Origin of the sequence: Trinickia mobilis (assembly GCF_017315705.1) — a bacterium.
Lineage (GTDB): Bacteria > Pseudomonadota > Gammaproteobacteria > Burkholderiales > Burkholderiaceae > Trinickia_A > Trinickia_A mobilis.
The window spans coordinates 108,995-127,751 of the sequence record NZ_JAFLRF010000015.1 but is presented as its reverse complement, the minus strand read 5'-3'; the positions used below and the strand labels follow the sequence as shown (position 1 = coordinate 127,751).

Sequence of the window (18,757 nt, the reverse complement as noted above, 5' to 3'; positions counted from 1 at the left end):
GCTCATGTGCAAAGTTGAGACTTCACTGGGTGCCTGGCTGGCGTTCATGTGCACGACGACTCATGTTCATTTGATGCACCCAAAACGGATGCAGACCGTTGCGCGTCTTAGCACGTGCCTCCTTGACGATGCGTGCTGGAAACTGCCGCTTCGTGAATTGGTCAATATATGGAATTGAAATACGGTATCGGTCGCGCAGGTCCTCGAGAGCGACATCGGTAGTACGCTCTGCGCCGAGCATTGCATCGAGATACTCCAATTCTGCCTTCGCGAAGGCTTGAAAGCTGAACAGCCGCCAGAGTTCATCGACTTGGCCGACTATGCCAAACGAGGAGCAAAAGAGACACATCACATAACGGTCGCAGTGGTTGCGCCCATCGTGCGGTGCGTGCTCGCCATTGAGTGTGTCTTTGCAGCCCGAGACAGGAGTCCGATCCAGCGACGTGGTCGGTGTGCCATCTGACGCAGTCCGAACCGGCGTTATCTTAATGACGAGCGGCTCGGAACGCGCGTCGCCATCACCGCGTGCACTTCCACGCATCATAGCGGTGTAATCCTCGCCCAAGAATTCCGCTGCTCCGGCCTGTCGAGCTTCATTCATTGAGGGATAGTTGCCACCAGCCACTCTGGGCGTGTTGCCCATCAGGTTCGCAGTCTTCACCGAATCACCCTCGGTGCTTCGAAACGCGCGGTCGAAGAACGCCTTTCGCATGCGGGTGAGATTCAGCCGCAACACCTTTCCGTTGTCGCCAACCAGATTGTGTCGTTGAATTAACGCGCTGACGGCTTTAGCCAAGGTGCGGGATGTGAGGCAGGTGACAGAATTCCGGGACTTGTTGTTCGCTTGGGACCTGTAAAGCCACACCCGATTTCTGTACCGCGGCGGGGCCTCCTTCACCAGGTCTTCAGTGCTATTGATGGCCTGCTGTAAAACAGCACCCTCGGCTAAGGCGAAAACTACGTCCTTTATCTCCCTATCCTCTGACTCAAGTCTGGACCGAGCGTTGGCAGAGGCGGCCCGACCGACGCTATTCCGTACTTTCCGACCACGGACCTTCACGGTGCGCATATGAATCGTTCCTGGGAAAAGCCCGGGAGTCATGGCGTCTCGTCGCAATTCCAAAAGCGGCGTGGGACTCTTGCCTTGACGGTGCGCGACGAGCAGCAGCCTTAGCGCTTGTACGTCCGCCGGGTATAACAATAGCCGTCCGTGATGGATGGCGACCAAGTCCGCTTTTATTGCGTTGGCCACATGCTCTTGCTCCTTCTCGGAAAGGCTGGTCTGCCGGCTTCCGCCATGCTGCCACGGCAGAGTTTTATTCTTCAAGTATCCCCTCGGCACTCTTGGAATGCATCCCCGCATGAGCATCTCCATCAAGACGGATTTGACGTTTTTGAATTGGGTTCGATTGGTTTCCACTGTCTGCTTGCGTTGCCGCCCGCGCGCTTGCAACCAACCGGTGAACGCATCAATGTGAAGAGGAGAAAGCTCTTCTGGTTTCGTGATAGGTGGAGATGCAAGACCTGTGGCCAAGTATGAAAAGAAGACTCGCAAACTCTTCGCATATTGTGCGACGGTGGAAGATTCCCGCGTACCTGATAATAAGATGCACTGCAAGCAGGCGAGAACCGACCAAACCCAGTCGTCTATACCCAGTCCGAGCGAGTCCGTGAAATCGATGCTTCTTTCATTTGAAGCGAATCTTGCATGGGGACCCAAGAGCGCCTCCATATCAATGCGTGCTTTACCGCTTTTAACCAGTTGGCTTATGACGGATTGAATCGCAGTGGTTTGCGTCGTGGCGGCTTGTGCTCGGCGGAGCGGATTGGCTTGATAGTTCTTTTTCCTTGCCATTGACGGGTCTCCGGGTCATCACTTCGACGAAGTGCTGCGGCTATGTGCGAACAGCGCCGGGGTCACGTCGTAGAGACGGTCGAACTCCTCCATCATCGAGAGCGCCTCTGCGCCCACGAGCCGCTCAATTTGGTCGAGGTACACCATCGTCGTCTGCACGCTCTTGTGCCCGAGGCGGTCGCGGACATACATAAGCGGCTCCAGCTTGATGCTTGGGTTTGCCCTGAGCAGCAACAACGTATGAATCGCATAACTGTGGCGCAGCATCAGCGGTCGGATAGAAAAACCGACTTTCCGTCCCAAGTCCTTCATGACCTTGTGCGCCGACCCTTTCTGGTACGTATTGCCGTTTATCGTCAGCAGCAAAGTCCTCGGCGCAGCTCCCGGAACGATGTAACGGTTACGTTCGAACTGCGCGTATGCGTACATATCCTCCATCAGGCTGTAGGGGACGTGTACGTAACGAGGCTTGTTGAACTTGATGTCCATGTCACGGGGGTCAAGCCGAACTTCGATGAGTGTGCCCGGTTTGAGGTACGGACGCGCCGCAGGGTTGAAGACGTATGACAGTGGGAAGGTACGAGCCTCGACAGACCGCAAGCCAACACGGACCATAATGTCGAAGAGCAAGCGTTGCGAGGTTGACCGAACATCCGATCTCGCCAGCTTCACCTGCTCGGCGGTGAGAAACACCGGCTCCTTATCCCACTCGTCGAGCATCACGTTCGGCTTTGCGATGGTTTGAGTACAACCAGTTAGGTAAGCTAAATCATGCTCGATGCCGTGCGCTGTAGTGTCTGAAAACGTGAATGGCAAGCGGTCCACCATCCCGCGCTCCAGCGCCCAACGGTAGAAGCCCGTAGCAATCCTGAGCCGGTGGTTGATGGTACCAGGATCGAGCTTGAGGTCTTCAGCCTGCCAATCCCGATAAATGTGGACAACGCTCTCACCCTCGGCACGGAAAGGCTGGTTCCACGAAAGCTTGTTAGCGTAAAGAAAGCTGACAAAATCCCACAGATAACGTCCGTAGTTTTCCCATGTCTTCAGGTCAAGCGCTTTGCCGCGATCCAGCAGCAACCACCGCAAGTGGAGATGGAATGGCTGCGCGGGCCTCATGTCGTCACCCAGTATCAACGGGAATCCGGGGCGGGGCCGTCCGGCATAGACGAAGTCCTCGGTGGAGAAGGCAAGTCTCAAGCCTCGGCTCGCGTAAGGGTGAAAATTTGCATCTTTAACATCTCCTCCGATTCCGTTTCGTAGAAACCATTCTGCAACGAAACCGAAGGGAATTTATCTGGTTCTAAGAAATAAAATGAAATGCGGCCTCTTTAATATGTGCAATAGAGTGCCATTGCTGGAGGAAATATTTGTAAAGGAAGGATATTTCGGAAATCTATTTTGTTTAGGGCGAATTTTTTGTAATGCGGCGAGAGGCTGTGTAGGTGATAGCCCCTCGTTCACATTAATCACGATCAGCAATGGTAGGTCTTCTTTCAATGCAGCAAATGAGCGCCAGAACGTATCTGTGTGCGAGTCCTTTTGCGAAAGCGTCGCGGAGAGGACAGGCGGGTTTCGGAATTCTGATTGTCAGCCCCCGCGAGACTAGTCTTGACACGAGGTGGGGGCGGAAATCTAGCCGGAAAAACCGGAGGAGGAAACGGCGCAAAGACTCCATCGCCGGCGCGGAGAGCATACAACTCTCAATGAGATAGTTTAGTTAATTCCGCGCTTTCTCTCAGAGCTTCCCTGGCCGCAGCTGTATCTACGATCAGTCGCGCGCTGTGCTACTCGGCTCTCATGAGTGCGAGCGGATCTAAATCCAAGGCTCGTGCAAATGCATCGACTGTGGCTAAGCGGGGGTTGCGCTTGTCGAGTTCGATATCGCTAACGTAGTTGCGGTCCACACCGGCTTTCTCGCCAAGTTCTCGTTGCGACATAGTCCGCGAAATGCGTTCTGACCGCACCCTCTGAGCGAATATTGCTTTCGTTGGATGGGACTTTTTGGCGGCGCCGTCTGTACCTTCGAGCAACTCACGAACTGTTGTTTTGAGAGCGCGGGCAATTGAGTCGGCGACGTCCAAGGAAATATTCGGCGCAGTCCGCTCGAGACGACTTACTCCCGTGCGGTCGAGTACGGGCCAGCAGAGCGCACCAAGTTCTTCCTGTGACAGCCCCAATACCAACCTACGGTGCCTGACTGCCGAAGCAAATCGCTCTTGCAAATGCTCCATTGACGTGGATTTGATTAGTAAAGCCAGAACTATCTGGATTTACAACCAGAACGTCTACAGCACTTGAGTTGTAGACATTGACGGTTACAACTCCAATGACTACAATCTGCTCATGGGGGATGGATGTGCTGTGAGCGCGAAGCACGACTTGAACGGGGCCTGTAAAGGTTCTTAGGTCCGGGTCTCGAACTGAGGTGGTCAAATGGGTGTCGGTCAAATGTGCGTTGACGCTATCGAATCCCAACCGGACTGGAGGCGTGAGGAACTGCTCTCCATAATGTTGATGTTGGTCCCCGATCAGCGAACAGCCGAGACTTGCTATCGTGAGTTGGACGGTCGCCACGGCGGGGAGTAGGGCGTGCGTATACAAATAGCATCGGACCTGCATCATGAATTTGCGCGTCCTGGCACGCCAGGGGCAAAGCCACTGTCACCGGCATGGAATGTCGACGTTCTGGTCCTTGCCGGTGACGTCCACTGGGACGCCGATGCGCTCGGCACTTACGACGCGTACCCGGTTCCGGTGGTCTACGTCTACGGGAACCACGAGTTGTACGGTGGTCACCTTGGGGCCATCGAACAGATGCTCCGAATCGCGTCGCCAGCAGCCGAAGTGCATTTCCTGGAGCGCGATGAACTGCTGATTGGTGACGTGCGATTCTTGGGGACCTGCCTCTGGACAGACTACTGCATTCGTCCGGAATTGAAGAGCGACGCCATGTTGAAGGCTATCGTTTCGTTAAACGACCACCGCATGATCAAGCGTGGCGGACCGGTAGACTTCTTTTTTCCGCACCATGCCGAGGCCGAGCACAAAAAATCCAGAACCTGGCTTGAACAAAAACTGTCGGAGCCCTTTAGCGGAAAGACTGTAGTGGTGACACACCACGCGCCACATCCGTTATCGATTCCCGCAGCATACCGGGAGCACGTGCTGGCCGCGTCTTTTGCGAGCGACCTCTCTGATCTGGTGTCGATGGCTGACCTTTGGATACATGGTCACGTCCACGAATCCCGCGACTACACCGTCGGAAAATGCAGAGTAATTTGCAACCCGAGAGGGTATCCATTGCACCGCTTGACTGGCTCACTTGACCACAATGCATACGAAAATCCATTGTTCAATCCGGCCCTTGTCGTGGAGCTATGACCCGATGCGCATGTATCCCTTCAGGAGCTAATCAAAGGAGGATGGGGAAGATGGCAATATGGATATGTGCGCCGGTGACTGTCGAACCAGACGTGACACTTGAAGACTGGCGGATTTACGAAACATGCAATACGACGCGTCATTTTGTCGGGGTGCGAGTTGGCAGACGCACGGGAAGAGTCAGCTCCGCGATTGTTCAGTTTGACCGTGCAAGACTGATCGGCGTTACGAGGTCCGGAAGGATATATCAGCTTAAGGGTTCGCCGGGCTTCAATGAGGATGCTCAGTACGTCTGGGAAAAATGGCGTATGTCCAATCGGGTGTGCTCATTTAAGGACATCAGCAAGGCGATGTCGATTTAGCCATCACAGACCAAACGAGGCGTCAGTCTATACCGGGCCGCCGAGAGGAAATGGCGACCATTGATGCCCTGGAGCGTTGGGGGTGTGAAATCTCAACTAGCTTCGCTCGTAGTTCATTGCGAACCCGCCCGAGACGTAAATAGAGGAGTACAAATGAAGGATCAACCCGAAAACTGGAAACTCAATCCCCGCGCACCGACTCTGTACTTGGGCTATGGGGGGGTATTGCACGTGGGCGAAGGACTGATCGACACCGACGGCACCATTAGCTTAGATTCGGGCGGCCGACTGTTTGAATTCGTGCCGTACCTCGCCGACCTGCTGGCGCCTTACCCTGATGTGCAGCTGATACTTACCACGGCGTGGGTATCAACACTGGGGGAGGCACGAACGGCCGAATTGCTGCCTGTTGAACTCAGTGGCCGGGTTGCAGGGACTACATTGCGCTATCCAGCTCGCATGGGCGAGGTCAACGCCGGTATCGGTCGCACCATGTCAATTCTCCGGCACGCTGTCGCCTGTGGAATCGAAACCTGGCTTGCTGTCGGCGATGACCTGTACGGCGTCCCCAGCGGGAAGGAGGACCATTTTCTCCGTGTGCCCTCGGATACAGCACTGGGTACGCCCAGTGTTCGCCACGCGCTCCGTGAGTGGCTTGCAGCGAACGCGACAGCATCCCGGTCGCATCCGTGAAATACAAAATCCATGTCCGGATACGGAGGACTGCGGTCATGACACAGCCCATACCTCTCCGGAACATGCTGCGTCAGCAGGCGGCTGAGACTCGACGCTCGCTTGTGTTAAATGGGACACTGGTTTCCGCGCGCGAGTTGTGTGCTCGTATGCGAATCAACGAGAGGCGTCTTGAAAAACTTGTCAGAGAGGGCGGCGTGTTCTTTCTGATAGTGGACGGCAGCGCCTACTATCCTGCTTTCCTCGCCGACCCACGCTTCAATCAGAGGCGGCTGCAGACGATCTGTCGGATGCTCTTTCCTGCACCGCCCGACGCGCGTTTTGATTTCCTTGCATCCAGGCACGGGAGCCTGGGCGACCGTCGGCCGCTGGAGCTTCTTGATGACGATTGCGACTACACCCGGCTTCGTGCAAACGCTGCGGCCTGGGCGGCACAGTGGTCGCAAACAACCGTGAAACTCTACGATGGTGAGCACGACACCGAGCCCCGAAAAATTACGCCGCTTTATACCGCCACGGCAGAGATTGACCCGAGGAGGTCAATCCTGGATCGTGCATCGGCAACGCTCGCGGCGTATGGATACGAGTTCCCACACGAGCCGTATCCCGAAGCCCGGATCTTCACTGCCTTCGTTGAACATCAGAATGTAGGTGACCCCGAGACACGACCGGATGCTTGCGTGCGGATAGTCGTTGATGGTGAGCTCATCCGGATACGCGTTGTCTACAAGGAGGGAGTGTCACGGCAATCGGAAACCGTCGCTGTCGGCAAGAATAGAAGCGTGGTCGACGTCGCCAGGAAAGTCTTCGGCCATCTTCTAAGGCGGCGAACGTGATTTTTGTCATGTACAGGGGCAGACGCGCCAGATTCAATTCAATGAAGAAGGTAGTGCTCGTTGTGATTGTGTCGTACGCCAGGGTCTGGTTATCCCGCCTTGTCGAGGCCATTGTGCGTGGGCGCGAACCGGAAATCGTCATCGCGCGCAACAGCCGGCAGGCTGCAAAGCTGGTGCCGGTGGATACGGTGCTGCCGGCAAGACGTCTCGGCGTCGCCAAAGGTGGCTTCGAGGTACCTGACTCCATCGACAAACATAACGATGAGGTCGGCCGACTGTTTCAGGGGCGACACAATCCTGGAGTTCAAGGCCGGATCCTGTCCATACGACATCCAAAAGGAAAACTTGAGATGAACAAAGGTCACCGCAACGCTTTCCGGGATGATCGTGTTCCGGTTGGAGCCTTTTTGCATGCCGCATCGCCGCCATACTCAGCGGCGGTCCAGAAGAGCCACCGCCGCCGCCAATCTTGCCGACAAGACAGCTGCACGTGCGTGACGATGGCGTCCATCAGGTGCGGCTCGACGAAATCCCGGAACTTCCGCGATATTCTTTATGCACAACCTGGACGGATCAGGAATCTCAGCTCACGAGTGCGCTCCTGCGCGCGACTGGCAGGATTCTCTCGACGGACAGCGCTAGCGTACAGGCAGCGTCAAGGTGATCTGATATCCGTCACGGAACTCGCGCGGCTGCTTTTCGTGTCGAAACGCTACGTGCGTAAAAAACTGCTGCGCAAACACATTTTGTGCCCAGTTACGCTACTGCGCGGCCGCAAGTACGTTATACGCGCGAAAGCCGAGGCCTACTACCGCAAACGCCGAAGAATTGCGCGCAGGGCGCTGCGCGAGATGGCCCGCGTGCAACAGGAGGGAGGATTTTACTCATGATTGCGGATACCGAAGCCACACCACACCACACTGGCGTGGTCTTGCTCTTTCTTGCTCACAATGGGGTTCTCGATCCAACAATAGCGATGTACGACGTCGAATGCGACGGCGATCTGACGACCCTTACGCATTTTCGTCACGTCGAAAACAGTGCGCTGCCGTGCGACAGGCCGCTCTTCAGCACGCTTGAAGAGCCGCTGAAGGTTCTTGAGATGTGTGTCGAGAAGTGGAGCACACCATGCCCGAGCGATTGCATGACGGTGTTCATTGGACGTAGTGGTCGCGCAGGCGCCGAAGTCGAGCCGTTGGCACGATTTGACGTGACCGCTCGCAATGGGCTCGCTTGCGCAAGCGTTATGCGCGAAGACGGTCCTGCTGTCAACACGGGGCCCGTGCGCTACTTGCCGGATGACGACAAAGCAGCGATTGTGCTCAAAATCCTCGACGTTCTGGTCCGTGGACGCTGACAGCCCTCAACCGCTACGGCCGACCCTGACAACGGTGTCGGTGCACGCTGGAACGTACCTGGCGCACGACCTCCTGTCAGCCATGCCTCTCATATGCACGGGAACCCACACGGGAATTCCGGGTGAGTTTATGTGGGAGCGTGCGGCCCTTGCCTTGCAGCAGGTGCGACCGGATGGCCCTTATCCCAGGTGCAACGCGTTGACAATCTTTGTACGCACGCACGAGTCGGAGACACCGGGCTTTCGCTGCGACGTCGTCGTGGTACGCGGAATGGCCGTCGCAACGATTGTGCGCAACGGAATACCCAAGTGGAGGCACGCGCCCATCCCCATTGATGAGGATAATGACGTCGTCAGTATCGCACGCAGGGTATTTGCCGCTGGGCTGCCGGAAGGGGGAGAGCTCGCAACGCCGTGATCGCGAGGCATCTCAGGCGCGCGCAGAAAGGTACTGAGAATAAAGTGCAGAAATGGATCAGAAAAGGGTGTCCACGCCAGAGTGAGTGTGGTCCGCAAGATGGCCCCGGCCCCGGTATAACGGCACGGGCATGCAACGCGCGTGAAACTGTGCTTGCGGAAGGATGAGCCGGAAATTGTGGTGAGAAATTGGGGCGACGACGGCTGTGAGTCAGCAGCCCGCGCTTTTCAATTCGGTGGGACCCAGGTCACCTGAGTGACCAGACGGCGACTGCTCTGGCATCGACAGAAAAGCTGGTTCAGCGGCTGGGCGCGAAATTTGAGGTGCATTGGACACTTTGGCCGTCGCCCGGCGATCGCGAACCAGGACTCGTCGTGGCAAAGGCTCGCCGTCCAGCAATGAGCACTGTCGGTTCAGTTCGTATCGTGGCCGGCGACGGCGGGTCGTGCTCCGCTTACGAGATATCAACCAGGTTTGTCCTCCCGGTAGCGAAGAGAATTGTGCCATCAGGAAGTTCGGTTTGGCGCGGCTCTAAATCCTGCGGATCACTCAGGTGTCCGTAAGCCTTTGCGCCTCTCCAGTCTTGGTGAAGCCGGTATAGGTCGGCCCAGTGGGCGAACTGATGAAGTACAAGTCGGCTCGTCTTGCTACCGACATAAAGCACGGGGATTTCATGACGAAAGCGGCGAATCGGCTCAATGGCGATGTCGCGTGCGAACCAAACTGCGTTGTTGGGCAAAGTCCAGACTGACATCGGCGCGGGCCGCCCGCATGTGGCTATCAACCGATGTTCGAGCGAACCAGGCTTATCCAGAAGTGCTCCGTACCTGAGCCATGCATCATCGACCCGGACCACGACGCACCGCCGTTCAACGGTCTTGTCGCGCAGCGCGGGGGGCAGCGCTTCTTTCGCGACGATAAGGCATGTCGACTGTAACGTGAATGCATGGCGAAATTCACTCAGAACTGGCGTGGATTCGTCGGTCTCCCAGGATGGCGTTGACTTTACCGGCGCGTTTTCAGTGTTGCTGTGGTGCGCTTGCCGACCTCGCAGTATCCTGAGCGCCTCACGGGCAACGGTGTCGCTCGCATATTCGCCGAAACCTGGGCCGCCGCCTCGCCAGGAAAATTCTGATTTGATGACAGCGCTGGCGTCGATATACGGGCCGGCGACGTTAGCGTTGCCGCCATCTTCGTCTTCATTTTCGCTGTAATAGACGCAGACCTCGTCGCGGTACCGGTTACCTCTGTTTTTCATCTCGGCGCGAAGGAGCGAAAGCTGCTGTTCCTGCGGGGCGGAAAGAATCGTATCGCGTTTCTTGTCAGCCTCTTTCCAGACAAACACTTCAGCGTCTCCCATCAGCTGGACCGCAGCCAGGATTCGCTTCCTGAAGGCAGGATACAGGTCGCGTCGCCATATTGCGGATGCGAGTTCAGGATGGTCTTCACCGAGCCAGATGTACAGGTCCTCTGCGTCTGTACCAAGCCAGAAGCAGAGCGATTCACATTCCCAGGTTGCCTGCATCGCCTCCATCGCGCGGGATGCCGCAATCGAGAGTAACTGTGAATCGGAAAGTGCCGTGGTTTCGAGGGGTTGCATGTCAGTATATCGTTGCGCGCCGAACGGGCGCTATATCAGGTATAGCACCGCTTTTTATCGCTTTCCGCCAGACTCAGTCCTTAAATCTGATTGGACGTGACACGTTGCGACGAGTATGAGCCGAGGAGCTAAGGTCAATGCTGTTTATTTGGTTCTTGTAGTCTGTAGGACGGCCGGGCGCTGACAGCCTCGATTTCGCTCGCCTGAAAACTGCCAGGCTGAAATGAGATTCTTCTGCGCCACTATCCATCAGTGAATCAGCAAAGTCATAGCTGGTTACTGGAAGGCCGGATGCGGATACCACGCCTGCTTTCCGATGCGGCGCTGAATCATTTTCCAAACTTCGTCGGCAAGCGAATGAAGTTGGCTTTGATCCACTGCGTCATCGGTGCGTAACATGCGCTCAATCAGCAAGAGGGCCTCCCCAGCCGTTATCGGGCTGGAAACCAGAAGACTTCGCAAAGGTTGCCCGAGGCGGTCCCATTGATATTCGACCTTCCTCATCCAGCGAACACATCGCGTTACCGCGCAGAAGAAGGCGTCCCGCTCCGCTTCGAGGAGTTGGCTTTCTTCGCGGCTTTCGGCGGGCATCCGGTCATATCGCGCGCCAAGCTCAACGTTTGACCAGAAGCGTGTGTCGGTGCCGTCGTCTAGTCGCGCCATAATGTGAGTTGCGTAGGCGAGCGCTTCAGGGCAGGGCAGTCCGGCCTGGTATGTCACCCGAAACGGCATCGGCCCTTGCGACTCATCGGAGGATGAATCGTCGCCCGCTATGTCAGATGCGCGGAGGGGGGCCAAGAGTAGGTCCTCGGCGGCGAGGCAAACCAAAAACAGTTGTGCCGCCCGCGCGGCCAACTCTCCACGATATGCGTCACTATCTCGCTGCAGGACGTATTCGTAGTCTTCAAGCGTCGGCCGGCCGTACTCTTCATCAGGCAAATCGCGTGCGATTTCATCCTCCGCCATCGCATGCCGCTCCTGATGATGTTCGGTGGCACTGATGCGAAGCTGATGAAGGACACCAAGGCTTTCTCTGAATTCCGCGAGTCGATGCTGCTTTTTCAACTCGTTGGCTAGCCATGGATTACGCTGCTCAATCATCCACACGACCACTTCCGGTTCCGCATGGAACGTTCCCCAGCCCAGGTTTGTGTCGCATTCAAGCAGAAGCTGGATTGCGCAACGAAGGGAATGGTCAAGCAGAGAATCGGATGTATCAGCTGCAACGCGATGGGAGGTCAATGTCATTCTCCGGGAAAGGCCAAGTATTCAAGGTGTATTCGTTATATAGAAACTCTTTTTAGTCGCTTGGCTTTCTGCCCATGTCGCGCAAGGTTCGGTGGAACATCCTGGTATAGGTAACTCACTCCAGGAAGCGAGCTAAGGGGATAGTCCGGGTCAGAATGGAATGTCTTTGTCTGGGTCCGTTTCGTCGGGGTCAGCAGTGAGGGGACAGCCGCTCCACCCGTCGAAAAGGCGAAAGCGCTCCTGTACGCTGACGATAGTTCCGTCCGGAAGGCGGACGAAAGCATTGCTTCTAACGGGCACCACGTCTTTCTTCTCATCGAGTTCACGCAGCGTTTCTTCGAAATGCGCACTGTCGACCAGGCTTCTGAAGCTGTGGATTGTCAGACAGCAACGGTTGGGTCCCACGAAAAGGACCGGCAGTCCTGTATTAAACTCGAGAAGATGAGGTAAGAGCTGATGCGCTGGCAGCCGAATGGTGCCCGACGCGAGTTCCAGAATCGGGAAGCAATCAAGGCCCGGGCGGTTCACTGCGGCGACCCTGGGAGATTCGAGGTTCAAAAAGCTCCAGCTTTGAGCGAGCCACTCATCTGTAACGGACAGCGCCAGGCAGCGCGAAGTCGATAAAAAACGGTGCAAGCTTGGCGGTACATCGTCGTATTGAAGCAAATAGAGGGTATCGTCCTTATAACGACTGGAACGAAGCTGCTCGATTGCGGGGGACGATTCCATTGTCCGCCGCCATTGCACTTCCACCGGCGCGGCGCGCTTGCCCAGACAGGCATAGAACGCAGCAGACGACATCCGGTCGAAGGCCAGGCGCGATTCTTCCAGGAGTTCCGCGCCAATCTTCCCCTTTAGGTTGGAACGCTGCACCTCGACAGAGGCCTGCCAAATTTCTGCAGTTTCCGATGGGTGTTGGACCGCCCGTGTTGCATCAACCAGTTGTTGGACAGCCCGTGCCGCGATGCGACGCGTCGCCAGGAACGTCGATACGGCGTTCTCGTACTCTGCGTGGTCGATGTACCAATGGTCCTCGTCATCAAAATAGGGGCGCCGGCGAAGAACGAACTCCAAGGCGGTGTCGGGGGTAAGTAGCTGCCAGACAGTCGAGTAGTCTTCATTGATTGACGCGACGATGCAAACCTCGTATTCGATTGCGACGAGAAGCGTCAGTAGCGGCAATGCATCTGGTGTGGGGAGCTCAAATGGGTCGTCGTAGTCGTCGCAGTGTTCGTGAATCATGGTTCGGCCTTTTCGCAGGAGAAAAATTAATATAGCGTGCCGTTTTTATCCTTCAGGGCGGAGATTCAATCGTGTCTGCGACGATGTTGGCGTTTCCACAATCGGGGTATGTGCGCCGGGTGCCGACAAGCCTGGACCGGGCGAACCCGTGCATCGTCACGGCCATGTCATCGGGTTCGCGCGGAGTCTATGGCGCAATTACGGTCGCTGGCGAACGGGGACTCAAGCGTGGCTGCGTGGTCGCCTATACAGACAAGGGCACTGGCAACGGAGCGCACGAGTTGATGACTGATCTCGTTACACTGATTGAGGGGTACCTCGCCGATGCCGCCGCTGCCGGACAAGAGACACGCGCATGCTGGCGAGTGTCGAGGCACTCCGCGCGAATGCAAACCGACGAGCGACTCAAACTGCTGGTTTAATGCACAGTATGCGAACTGGATCACCTCCAAGTGTGTCCCTGATGTGGAACGGTTAGCGGTCTCGCTGTCGAAAATTCGGCCATTGCTGACGTTGGAGCATCGGCCACTGTGAGGCAGCTGATAGGTGCTTTGCCGCCGCTTGCGCCATCGTAGCCTCTGATGTCAGGTGCGGATGCGAGTGATTGAATACTCGTGGACCCACTGCCGACGGTCGCGCTGTCGACGATCCAAAGGCAGGTGATGACTCGTGATGGGACATTCGTCAACCTGAGCCGAACACCAGTTCATGGCCGAACACGGTTCGACGCGGACCTCAATCGATTCGTGACCGCCGCGGGTATGCGAAAGGCATAAACCAACCTATTACGGATTTGCACCGGGTTCACCGGCTGTACGCGGCGAAGAGCAGTCATGCGGCGGTGAATCGAAAACCGCTGTAACGACTCAGGCGAATGCCACAAATCACAACCAGAACGAGACAGCAATGCCGACATTCGCTAGGCGCCGTCTACTTCCTGCACTCCGGCTGACGGCTGCTGCCTGGACCGTCTGAATTGTTCCAGGGCCTGAGACACGGCCTCTTCAGGCGCCCGCGGGATTATGTTCACCGGAATGATAACTTCGCAGTCAACCGGCTCAGCACCATCGATGGCCAACTCCACGATGCGATTGCCCACGACGCTGTGGAAGTAGCGCGTGTAGTCCTCGACATCTTCCTCGACAATCTCGACCCCGGCGCGCATGCCGCCCTCGTTGAGCAGCGTATGCACGCGTCCCTCTTTCACGTCCATGACGAACGCCAGCACGATGGTGCCACGCGCACTTAATGCGATGAACTTCACGACGCCGTCACCACATTCCGTCGGCAGCAGTGTCATCGCCTCGAACTGCTTTGCGGGCGGGTCTGGCCACAACCGAACCGAGACCGTCGCTCCTTCGAGTTTGCCCAGCTCTTGAAGGTTCTCCACATGCCCGCCAGCTTTCAACGTTGCTACGGCTTCAGGGGCCATCAGCGCGTGCCACGGCGCTACACGGTCCCGCGTGCTATAGAGGTCCATCTCATCGGGCACTCCACAGTCGACCTTGATGTAGCGGTCTGCCAGCGCCGCAATGATGTCCAGGTCTGCGGCGATGCGCTCGCGGTCAGCCGGGACGTCTGGATCGACGATGCTGCCACCCACGCTCGCATGGGCCACGGCACAGCGCCCCGATTCGAAGAGATGCTGGTTGACGTTCACGCCCTGACCACGCAGTTCATTGAGGCGCTTTAAAGCTCGCTCTTCAGTGATGAGATCCAGGTTCCTCTCGACCCACTCAACCCGGGCCTTGGACGCAAATTGGCTTTCAATGACCTTAAAAAATGACAGGAACGCGTACGGCTCGTGCACGCGCTCAAGCCGGCGTCCCTCCCGCAGGAACGCCAGCGCTTTGCGCGCCTGATCGTCCTCGATAAGCGGCATGTGATTGCAGTTGAAGCCATGTTTCCCACCCTGCAGCACGGTCGTAAAAGTGCCCCGAAAGTCGGAGTGCCGAATTATGTGTGTACCCCACGTTCGTCCCGTAATGTCAACGTAGCCTTGCTTGAAAAAGCCGAGCACGGACGTAAAGCGATACAGCCGCGATAGCGCCTCATTGACATGGTCCTGGTCCGAGGGCGTACTGATGCATGGAGCAATGCGGTGCGCGCCCTGTTGCCTGACGCCGTGAAGCAAGAATTCGAAGCCGTCGTATTCGACCCAAACGTCGTCCTGCGACCAAGCGATGGAGGAGACCACACCGACCGTGAGCCAGCCGACGCGACCTTGCACCTTCGCCAAGGCGTCGGCTTCGAAGAGATGGGGAACGTAAGGTGTCTTCATGCTCCCTATGGTAGCAATATGCGGAGGCTGGTAAAAAGGGCGGCGCCAATCTACAACGGAAGACACGCGTCTTGCCAGTCACCATTCGACCGCGAAAGTGCCCTGAACCCCTTGGCGCAGTGACTGCGGAGAATTTGAGCTGCTCATGGCGCCGCCGTCCGGCCCGAATATCGGTTTGTTTGCAGCCGTTGGCGGGTCGAGCAGCAATTCCTTGCAAAATGCCCGCGCTGGCAGTCGTTAAGGGAAATTCCGCTTTGTATGAGCGCGACGACCGGCGGTCCCCGTCCTGCTTGCCGCTATCACTACGCTCTTGCACTTTGCCATGACCGGACCACTCTGTTACCTGTCCTTGGATCCCTGACAGCGCGACCGGCGGCAGCGGGTCTGTCTCGATCGCTCGATCCTGGCGAAAGCTGGCGCTCGCGCGAAACCTCGAGGTGGACTGAGTCCGTGCGGTGAGGCCAGTGATTGAGCGATTGCGGTGATAAGCAGTTACTTCCGCTAAAAGCGAGAGCTAACTAGCACCGACGTAACCTGGCAGGCGTGGGCGCTTGAGTTCCTCATGCCAGGTCCGTGGGGCCGCCGCTCTCCAGCGTGTCTAGATACGGTGGCGATGTCGTGCGCGATGTGATGTTGGCCGCAGTGGGAAAGCCGGTTTGGCAACGCGTTGCATACGCCGTCAGAAATCGAGTGGCTGCGGACACACGTTCGCAGCTATCGACGCGCTACTCGATGCGCTTAAGCAGAACGAGCTGCGCTGAGAGCTGATTTCGCAGATAAAAGTGAAGACTTACGCGCCAGCACTGGAGGTGGCGGGGAACCGCGAGCCGCGATTAGCCTTCGAGGCGCGATTCAGCTTGCCGTATGCGCTGAGTCATTCTGCTACCTGCGGTTCGGTGCGACTAGAGGTGCTTACCGAAAAGCGCCTTCGGGACCATCTAGTTCGGGATAGGATGAAGAAGGTCGAGTTCATCGCGGATCCGGAACTCACCCAGGCCTTCCTAGAGGAGTGCCGCACGAGTTGAAGTCTCACTGCTTGATGGCAAGACGGTAGAAGTATTTGCGCGGCATCGCCGCGGTGATCCGGAGGCACCGCTCAGCGACGATGATATCGACGACAAGTTCGAAGAGCTTGCTGCGCCGGTCATGGGCTTACAGGGAGCGTCGACTTTGCTTGCGAAGTTGTGGTTTATGGAAGAGTTACAAACGTCAGATGTGCGACTGGCGGACCTGCTTCCTCCCGGGCTCAAGCGTAACCTGTACCACCGGCAATAAGCTATCTACCAGCGATGATGCGGGCGGTTGTTTGGCCAGGTGTCCCGCTACCGCTAGTGGGCATGGTTTCGATCTCCGCGCGAAGCCATGCGCGAAAGGCCTCGACCTTACGTGAATGTCTGCGGCTATCCGGGACGAGGAGATAATAAGCAAGATCCCGGGTCACCGGCATGTTGAACGGACGCACCAGGATTCCGGTCTCGAGGTCATTGGCAAGAAGCTGCAATTGCCCCATCACGATTCCCATCCCCTCGACAGCTGCCTGGTAGGCCAGGAGCGAATTCTGGAATCCGCCGCGCTGGCGGCTGACCAGTTCATCAAGGTCGCTCCGTCCTACGGCGCGCAGCCAGTCGAACCAGTCGTGCCGTCGGTACCGCGACTGCAATAGGCGATGGTGTGCTAGATCATCAATCGATTTCAGTGGCGGCCCCGATTTAAGCAGTACCGGGCTACATACAGGTTCGATCACATCTTGGAATAAACGCTCACAGTTAACCCCCGGCCAGTTGCTATCACCAAACTGTATCGCTGCATCAACTTGCACCTCGTTAAAGTTGATCTTAGCGACGGTCGTACTCAGCTCCACAGGTATGGTGGGGTGTGCTCGCTCAAAACGATGCAGACGATGCATTAGCCATTTGGCTGCAAAAGTGTTGTACACCGAAAGCCGCAGCGGTTCACCTTCCAGACGTCCTACGATCGCTTCGGTGGCCGTTGCAATCGCAGAGAAGGCCGGGCCGATCTGCTTGAAATATGAGGCGCCGACATTTGTCAGTTTCGCTCCTTTCGGTCCGCGTTCAAACAGCCTCACTCCAAGATAACGCTCTAGCGTTGTGATTTGCCTGCTCACGGCGGAATGTGTGACGCAGAGTTCCGCGGCGGCACTCGTCAGGCTGCCCTGACGTGCAACGGATTCGAAGACGTGAAGAGGGTTCAGAGGAGGGACGACGCGGGGCATGGATGTTCCAAAAAGTCACAATACCGTACCTTATGCGAAATGGCGTGTCAATTGACCGACTGCAATAATCAATCACACAGCAGTCTTACGGTTAGCGAGGAAAAATGGATTTCGCACTTACAGAGGAGCAGAACGCGTTCGCCGACGCAGTGCAGCGATTCGCGCGAGACACGTTGGCGGAAGGAGCGCTCAAGCGCGCTCATCGGGCAGGCTTCGATCTTGATGTCGCGCAGCAACTAGCGGCGCAGGGGTTGCTTGGCATCACCATGAAGGAAGAGGACGGTGGGCAAGGTGGCACACTGATGGACGCGGTAATCGCCATTCAGGAGATCGCCCTCGTATGTCCAAAAAGCGCAGACATCGTCCAAGCCGGCAACTTTGGCCCCATCCGCACATTTGCCGAATATGCAACGCCCGAGCAGAAGAAGCGCTATCTGAGTGATCTGCTGGGCGGCCAAAAGGTGATTTCGCTCGGTATGACAGAGCCCGGGGCCGGTTCGGCAGTCACGGAGCTCAGAACTTATGCTAGGCAGGAAGGCGACGAGTATGTGATCAATGGTACGAAGATATTCTCGACGCACAGTCCTGATGCCGACCTGTTTCTAATCTATTGCCGGTTTGGTCCAGGTGTTGAGAATATCGGTTCGGTCCTGATCGAGAAGGGCACTCACGGATTCACGGTGGGTCAGCCTTCCAGTTTCATGAGCGGTGAGGAGTGGTCGCAGTTGTATTTCGAGGAATGCAGGATTCCTGCGGAGAACGTCCTTCTTGGACCAGGTGGATTTAAAAAGCAGATATCAGGCTTCAACGTAGAGCGAGTCGGTAATGCATCGCGCGCGCTTGCATTGGGTCGGTACGCCTTCAACACCGCGCGTGAGCACGCGTTGATTCGCGAACAATTTGGGCGGCCCATTTGCGAATTCCAGGGCATCCAGTGGAAGTTCGCAGATATGGCATTGAAGCTCGAAGCGTCGCAGCTCCTGCTCTATCGTGCCGCGAATGTCTCGAATGGCCAACTGCCATCGGCGTATGACACCGCCATCGCTAAGGCTCACTGTAACCAGACCGGGTTCGACGTCTCGAATGAGGCCCTTCAAGTAATGGGGGGCATGGGCTACAGCCAGGAGTCTCTTGTCGAATACTGCGTGCGTCGTACACGTGGCTGGATGATCGCAGGCGGCTCGATCGAGATTCTTAAGAATCGCATCGCTGAAAATGTCTTTCAGCGCCGCTTCGACCAGCGCAAGTAAC

At 56.7% G+C, this 18,757-nt stretch carries 16 protein-coding genes and 1 pseudogene; 9 read left to right on the top strand and 8 right to left on the bottom strand.

Features of this window, described 5'->3' with window-relative positions; all coding sequences use genetic code 11:
* Positions 1-22 precede the first annotated feature (22 nt).
* The 3 genes from J3489_RS21295 to J3489_RS21285 all read right to left on the bottom strand — a co-directional run bounded on the left by J3489_RS21295 (position 23) and on the right by J3489_RS21285 (position 4,086).
* Positions 23-1,855: a hypothetical protein gene (locus J3489_RS21295; protein WP_207001352.1), complete on the bottom strand. Its 1,833-nt coding sequence runs from the start codon at positions 1,853-1,855 to the stop codon at positions 23-25.
* Between the two features lie 18 nt (positions 1,856-1,873).
* Complete coding sequence (locus J3489_RS21290) at positions 1,874-3,052, bottom strand: tyrosine-type recombinase/integrase (RefSeq protein ID WP_207001350.1); 1,179 nt, start codon at positions 3,050-3,052, stop codon at positions 1,874-1,876.
* 587 nt (positions 3,053-3,639) lie between these two features.
* Positions 3,640-4,086: a helix-turn-helix domain-containing protein gene (locus J3489_RS21285; RefSeq protein WP_207001348.1), complete on the bottom strand. Its 447-nt coding sequence runs from the start codon at positions 4,084-4,086 to the stop codon at positions 3,640-3,642.
* Between the two features lie 358 nt (positions 4,087-4,444).
* On the opposite strand from J3489_RS21285, the gene J3489_RS21280 reads away from it, so the two are divergent.
* The 5 genes from J3489_RS21280 to J3489_RS21260 all read left to right on the top strand — a co-directional run bounded on the left by J3489_RS21280 (position 4,445) and on the right by J3489_RS21260 (position 8,484).
* The gene (locus J3489_RS21280) at positions 4,445-5,236 is read left to right on the top strand and encodes a metallophosphoesterase (RefSeq protein WP_207001346.1); all 792 of its coding nucleotides are present in this window, start codon (positions 4,445-4,447) and stop codon (positions 5,234-5,236) included.
* A 515-nt stretch (positions 5,237-5,751) separates the two neighbouring features.
* A complete protein-coding gene (locus J3489_RS21275) occupies positions 5,752-6,291 on the top strand; it encodes an HAD domain-containing protein (RefSeq protein WP_207001344.1) in 540 nt (179 codons plus the stop codon).
* A gap of 149 nt (positions 6,292-6,440) precedes the next feature.
* Positions 6,441-7,127 carry a hypothetical protein gene (locus tag J3489_RS21270; protein WP_207001342.1) on the top strand — a complete coding sequence of 229 codons (687 nt, stop codon included), beginning with the start codon at positions 6,441-6,443 and terminating at the stop codon, positions 7,125-7,127.
* Between the two features lie 41 nt (positions 7,128-7,168).
* Positions 7,169-8,017 (top strand): type II toxin-antitoxin system Phd/YefM family antitoxin, encoded by an 849-nt coding sequence (locus J3489_RS21265; protein WP_207001340.1) that lies wholly within the window; start codon positions 7,169-7,171, stop codon positions 8,015-8,017.
* Positions 8,014-8,484, top strand: a complete 471-nt coding sequence (locus J3489_RS21260) for a hypothetical protein (RefSeq protein WP_207001338.1) — start codon at positions 8,014-8,016, stop codon at positions 8,482-8,484. Before J3489_RS21265 ends, J3489_RS21260 begins: the two co-directional genes overlap by 4 nt.
* 872 nt (positions 8,485-9,356) lie before the next feature.
* Here J3489_RS21260 and J3489_RS21255 read toward each other — a convergent pair.
* From J3489_RS21255 to J3489_RS21245, 3 genes are all read right to left on the bottom strand, one after another.
* Positions 9,357-10,502: a hypothetical protein gene (locus J3489_RS21255; protein WP_207001337.1), complete on the bottom strand. Its 1,146-nt coding sequence runs from the start codon at positions 10,500-10,502 to the stop codon at positions 9,357-9,359.
* Between the two features lie 276 nt (positions 10,503-10,778).
* On the bottom strand, positions 10,779-11,750 hold the full coding sequence (locus J3489_RS21250) for a hypothetical protein (RefSeq protein WP_207001334.1): 972 nt from the start codon (positions 11,748-11,750) through the stop codon (positions 10,779-10,781).
* Between the two features lie 150 nt (positions 11,751-11,900).
* On the bottom strand, positions 11,901-12,992 hold the full coding sequence (locus J3489_RS21245) for a hypothetical protein (RefSeq protein ID WP_207001333.1): 1,092 nt from the start codon (positions 12,990-12,992) through the stop codon (positions 11,901-11,903).
* Positions 12,993-13,111: 119 nt separating this feature from the next.
* Here J3489_RS21245 and J3489_RS21240 point away from each other — a divergent pair.
* Positions 13,112-13,414, top strand: a pseudogene (locus J3489_RS21240) (3-hydroxybutyrate oligomer hydrolase family protein); the annotation flags it as partial.
* Between the two features lie 497 nt (positions 13,415-13,911).
* Here the strand turns inward: J3489_RS21240 and mauJ are convergent.
* On the bottom strand, positions 13,912-15,273 hold the full coding sequence (mauJ, locus tag J3489_RS21235) for a methylamine utilization protein MauJ (RefSeq protein ID WP_207001331.1): 1,362 nt from the start codon (positions 15,271-15,273) through the stop codon (positions 13,912-13,914).
* A gap of 782 nt (positions 15,274-16,055) precedes the next feature.
* On the opposite strand from mauJ, the gene J3489_RS38895 reads away from it, so the two are divergent.
* The gene (locus J3489_RS38895; protein WP_207001329.1) at positions 16,056-16,298 is read left to right on the top strand and encodes an MmgE/PrpD family protein; all 243 of its coding nucleotides are present in this window, start codon (positions 16,056-16,058) and stop codon (positions 16,296-16,298) included.
* A gap of 7 nt (positions 16,299-16,305) precedes the next feature.
* Positions 16,306-16,548: a hypothetical protein gene (locus J3489_RS38890; RefSeq protein WP_374193470.1), complete on the top strand. Its 243-nt coding sequence runs from the start codon at positions 16,306-16,308 to the stop codon at positions 16,546-16,548.
* A 1-nt stretch (position 16,549) separates the two neighbouring features.
* On the opposite strand, the gene gcvA is transcribed toward J3489_RS38890, so the two are convergent.
* Positions 16,550-17,506: a transcriptional regulator GcvA gene (gene gcvA / locus J3489_RS21225; protein WP_207001326.1), complete on the bottom strand. Its 957-nt coding sequence runs from the start codon at positions 17,504-17,506 to the stop codon at positions 16,550-16,552.
* Between the two features lie 104 nt (positions 17,507-17,610).
* On the opposite strand from gcvA, the gene J3489_RS21220 reads away from it, so the two are divergent.
* A complete protein-coding gene (locus tag J3489_RS21220) occupies positions 17,611-18,756 on the top strand; it encodes an acyl-CoA dehydrogenase family protein (RefSeq protein ID WP_207001324.1) in 1,146 nt (381 codons plus the stop codon).
* The last annotated feature ends 1 nt before the right edge of the window (position 18,757 follow it).

Coding starts and splice junctions, on each gene's coding strand:
- gcvA (WP_207001326.1), bottom strand. CDS start 17,506: ATGCCCCGCGTCGTCCCTCCTCTGAACCCTCTTCACGTCTTCGAATCC.
- J3489_RS21285 (WP_207001348.1), bottom strand. CDS start 4,086: ATGGAGCATTTGCAAGAGCGATTTGCTTCGGCAGTCAGGCACCGTAGG.
- J3489_RS21265 (WP_207001340.1), top strand. CDS start 7,169: ATGAAGAAGGTAGTGCTCGTTGTGATTGTGTCGTACGCCAGGGTCTGG.
- J3489_RS21260 (WP_207001338.1), top strand. CDS start 8,014: ATGATTGCGGATACCGAAGCCACACCACACCACACTGGCGTGGTCTTG.
- J3489_RS21250 (WP_207001334.1), bottom strand. CDS start 11,750: ATGACATTGACCTCCCATCGCGTTGCAGCTGATACATCCGATTCTCTG.
- J3489_RS21275 (WP_207001344.1), top strand. CDS start 5,752: ATGAAGGATCAACCCGAAAACTGGAAACTCAATCCCCGCGCACCGACT.
- J3489_RS21295 (WP_207001352.1), bottom strand. CDS start 1,855: ATGGCAAGGAAAAAGAACTATCAAGCCAATCCGCTCCGCCGAGCACAA.
- J3489_RS21245 (WP_207001333.1), bottom strand. CDS start 12,992: ATGATTCACGAACACTGCGACGACTACGACGACCCATTTGAGCTCCCC.
- J3489_RS21220 (WP_207001324.1), top strand. CDS start 17,611: ATGGATTTCGCACTTACAGAGGAGCAGAACGCGTTCGCCGACGCAGTG.
- J3489_RS21270 (WP_207001342.1), top strand. CDS start 6,441: ATGCGAATCAACGAGAGGCGTCTTGAAAAACTTGTCAGAGAGGGCGGC.
- J3489_RS21255 (WP_207001337.1), bottom strand. CDS start 10,502: ATGCAACCCCTCGAAACCACGGCACTTTCCGATTCACAGTTACTCTCG.
- mauJ (WP_207001331.1), bottom strand. CDS start 15,273: ATGAAGACACCTTACGTTCCCCATCTCTTCGAAGCCGACGCCTTGGCG.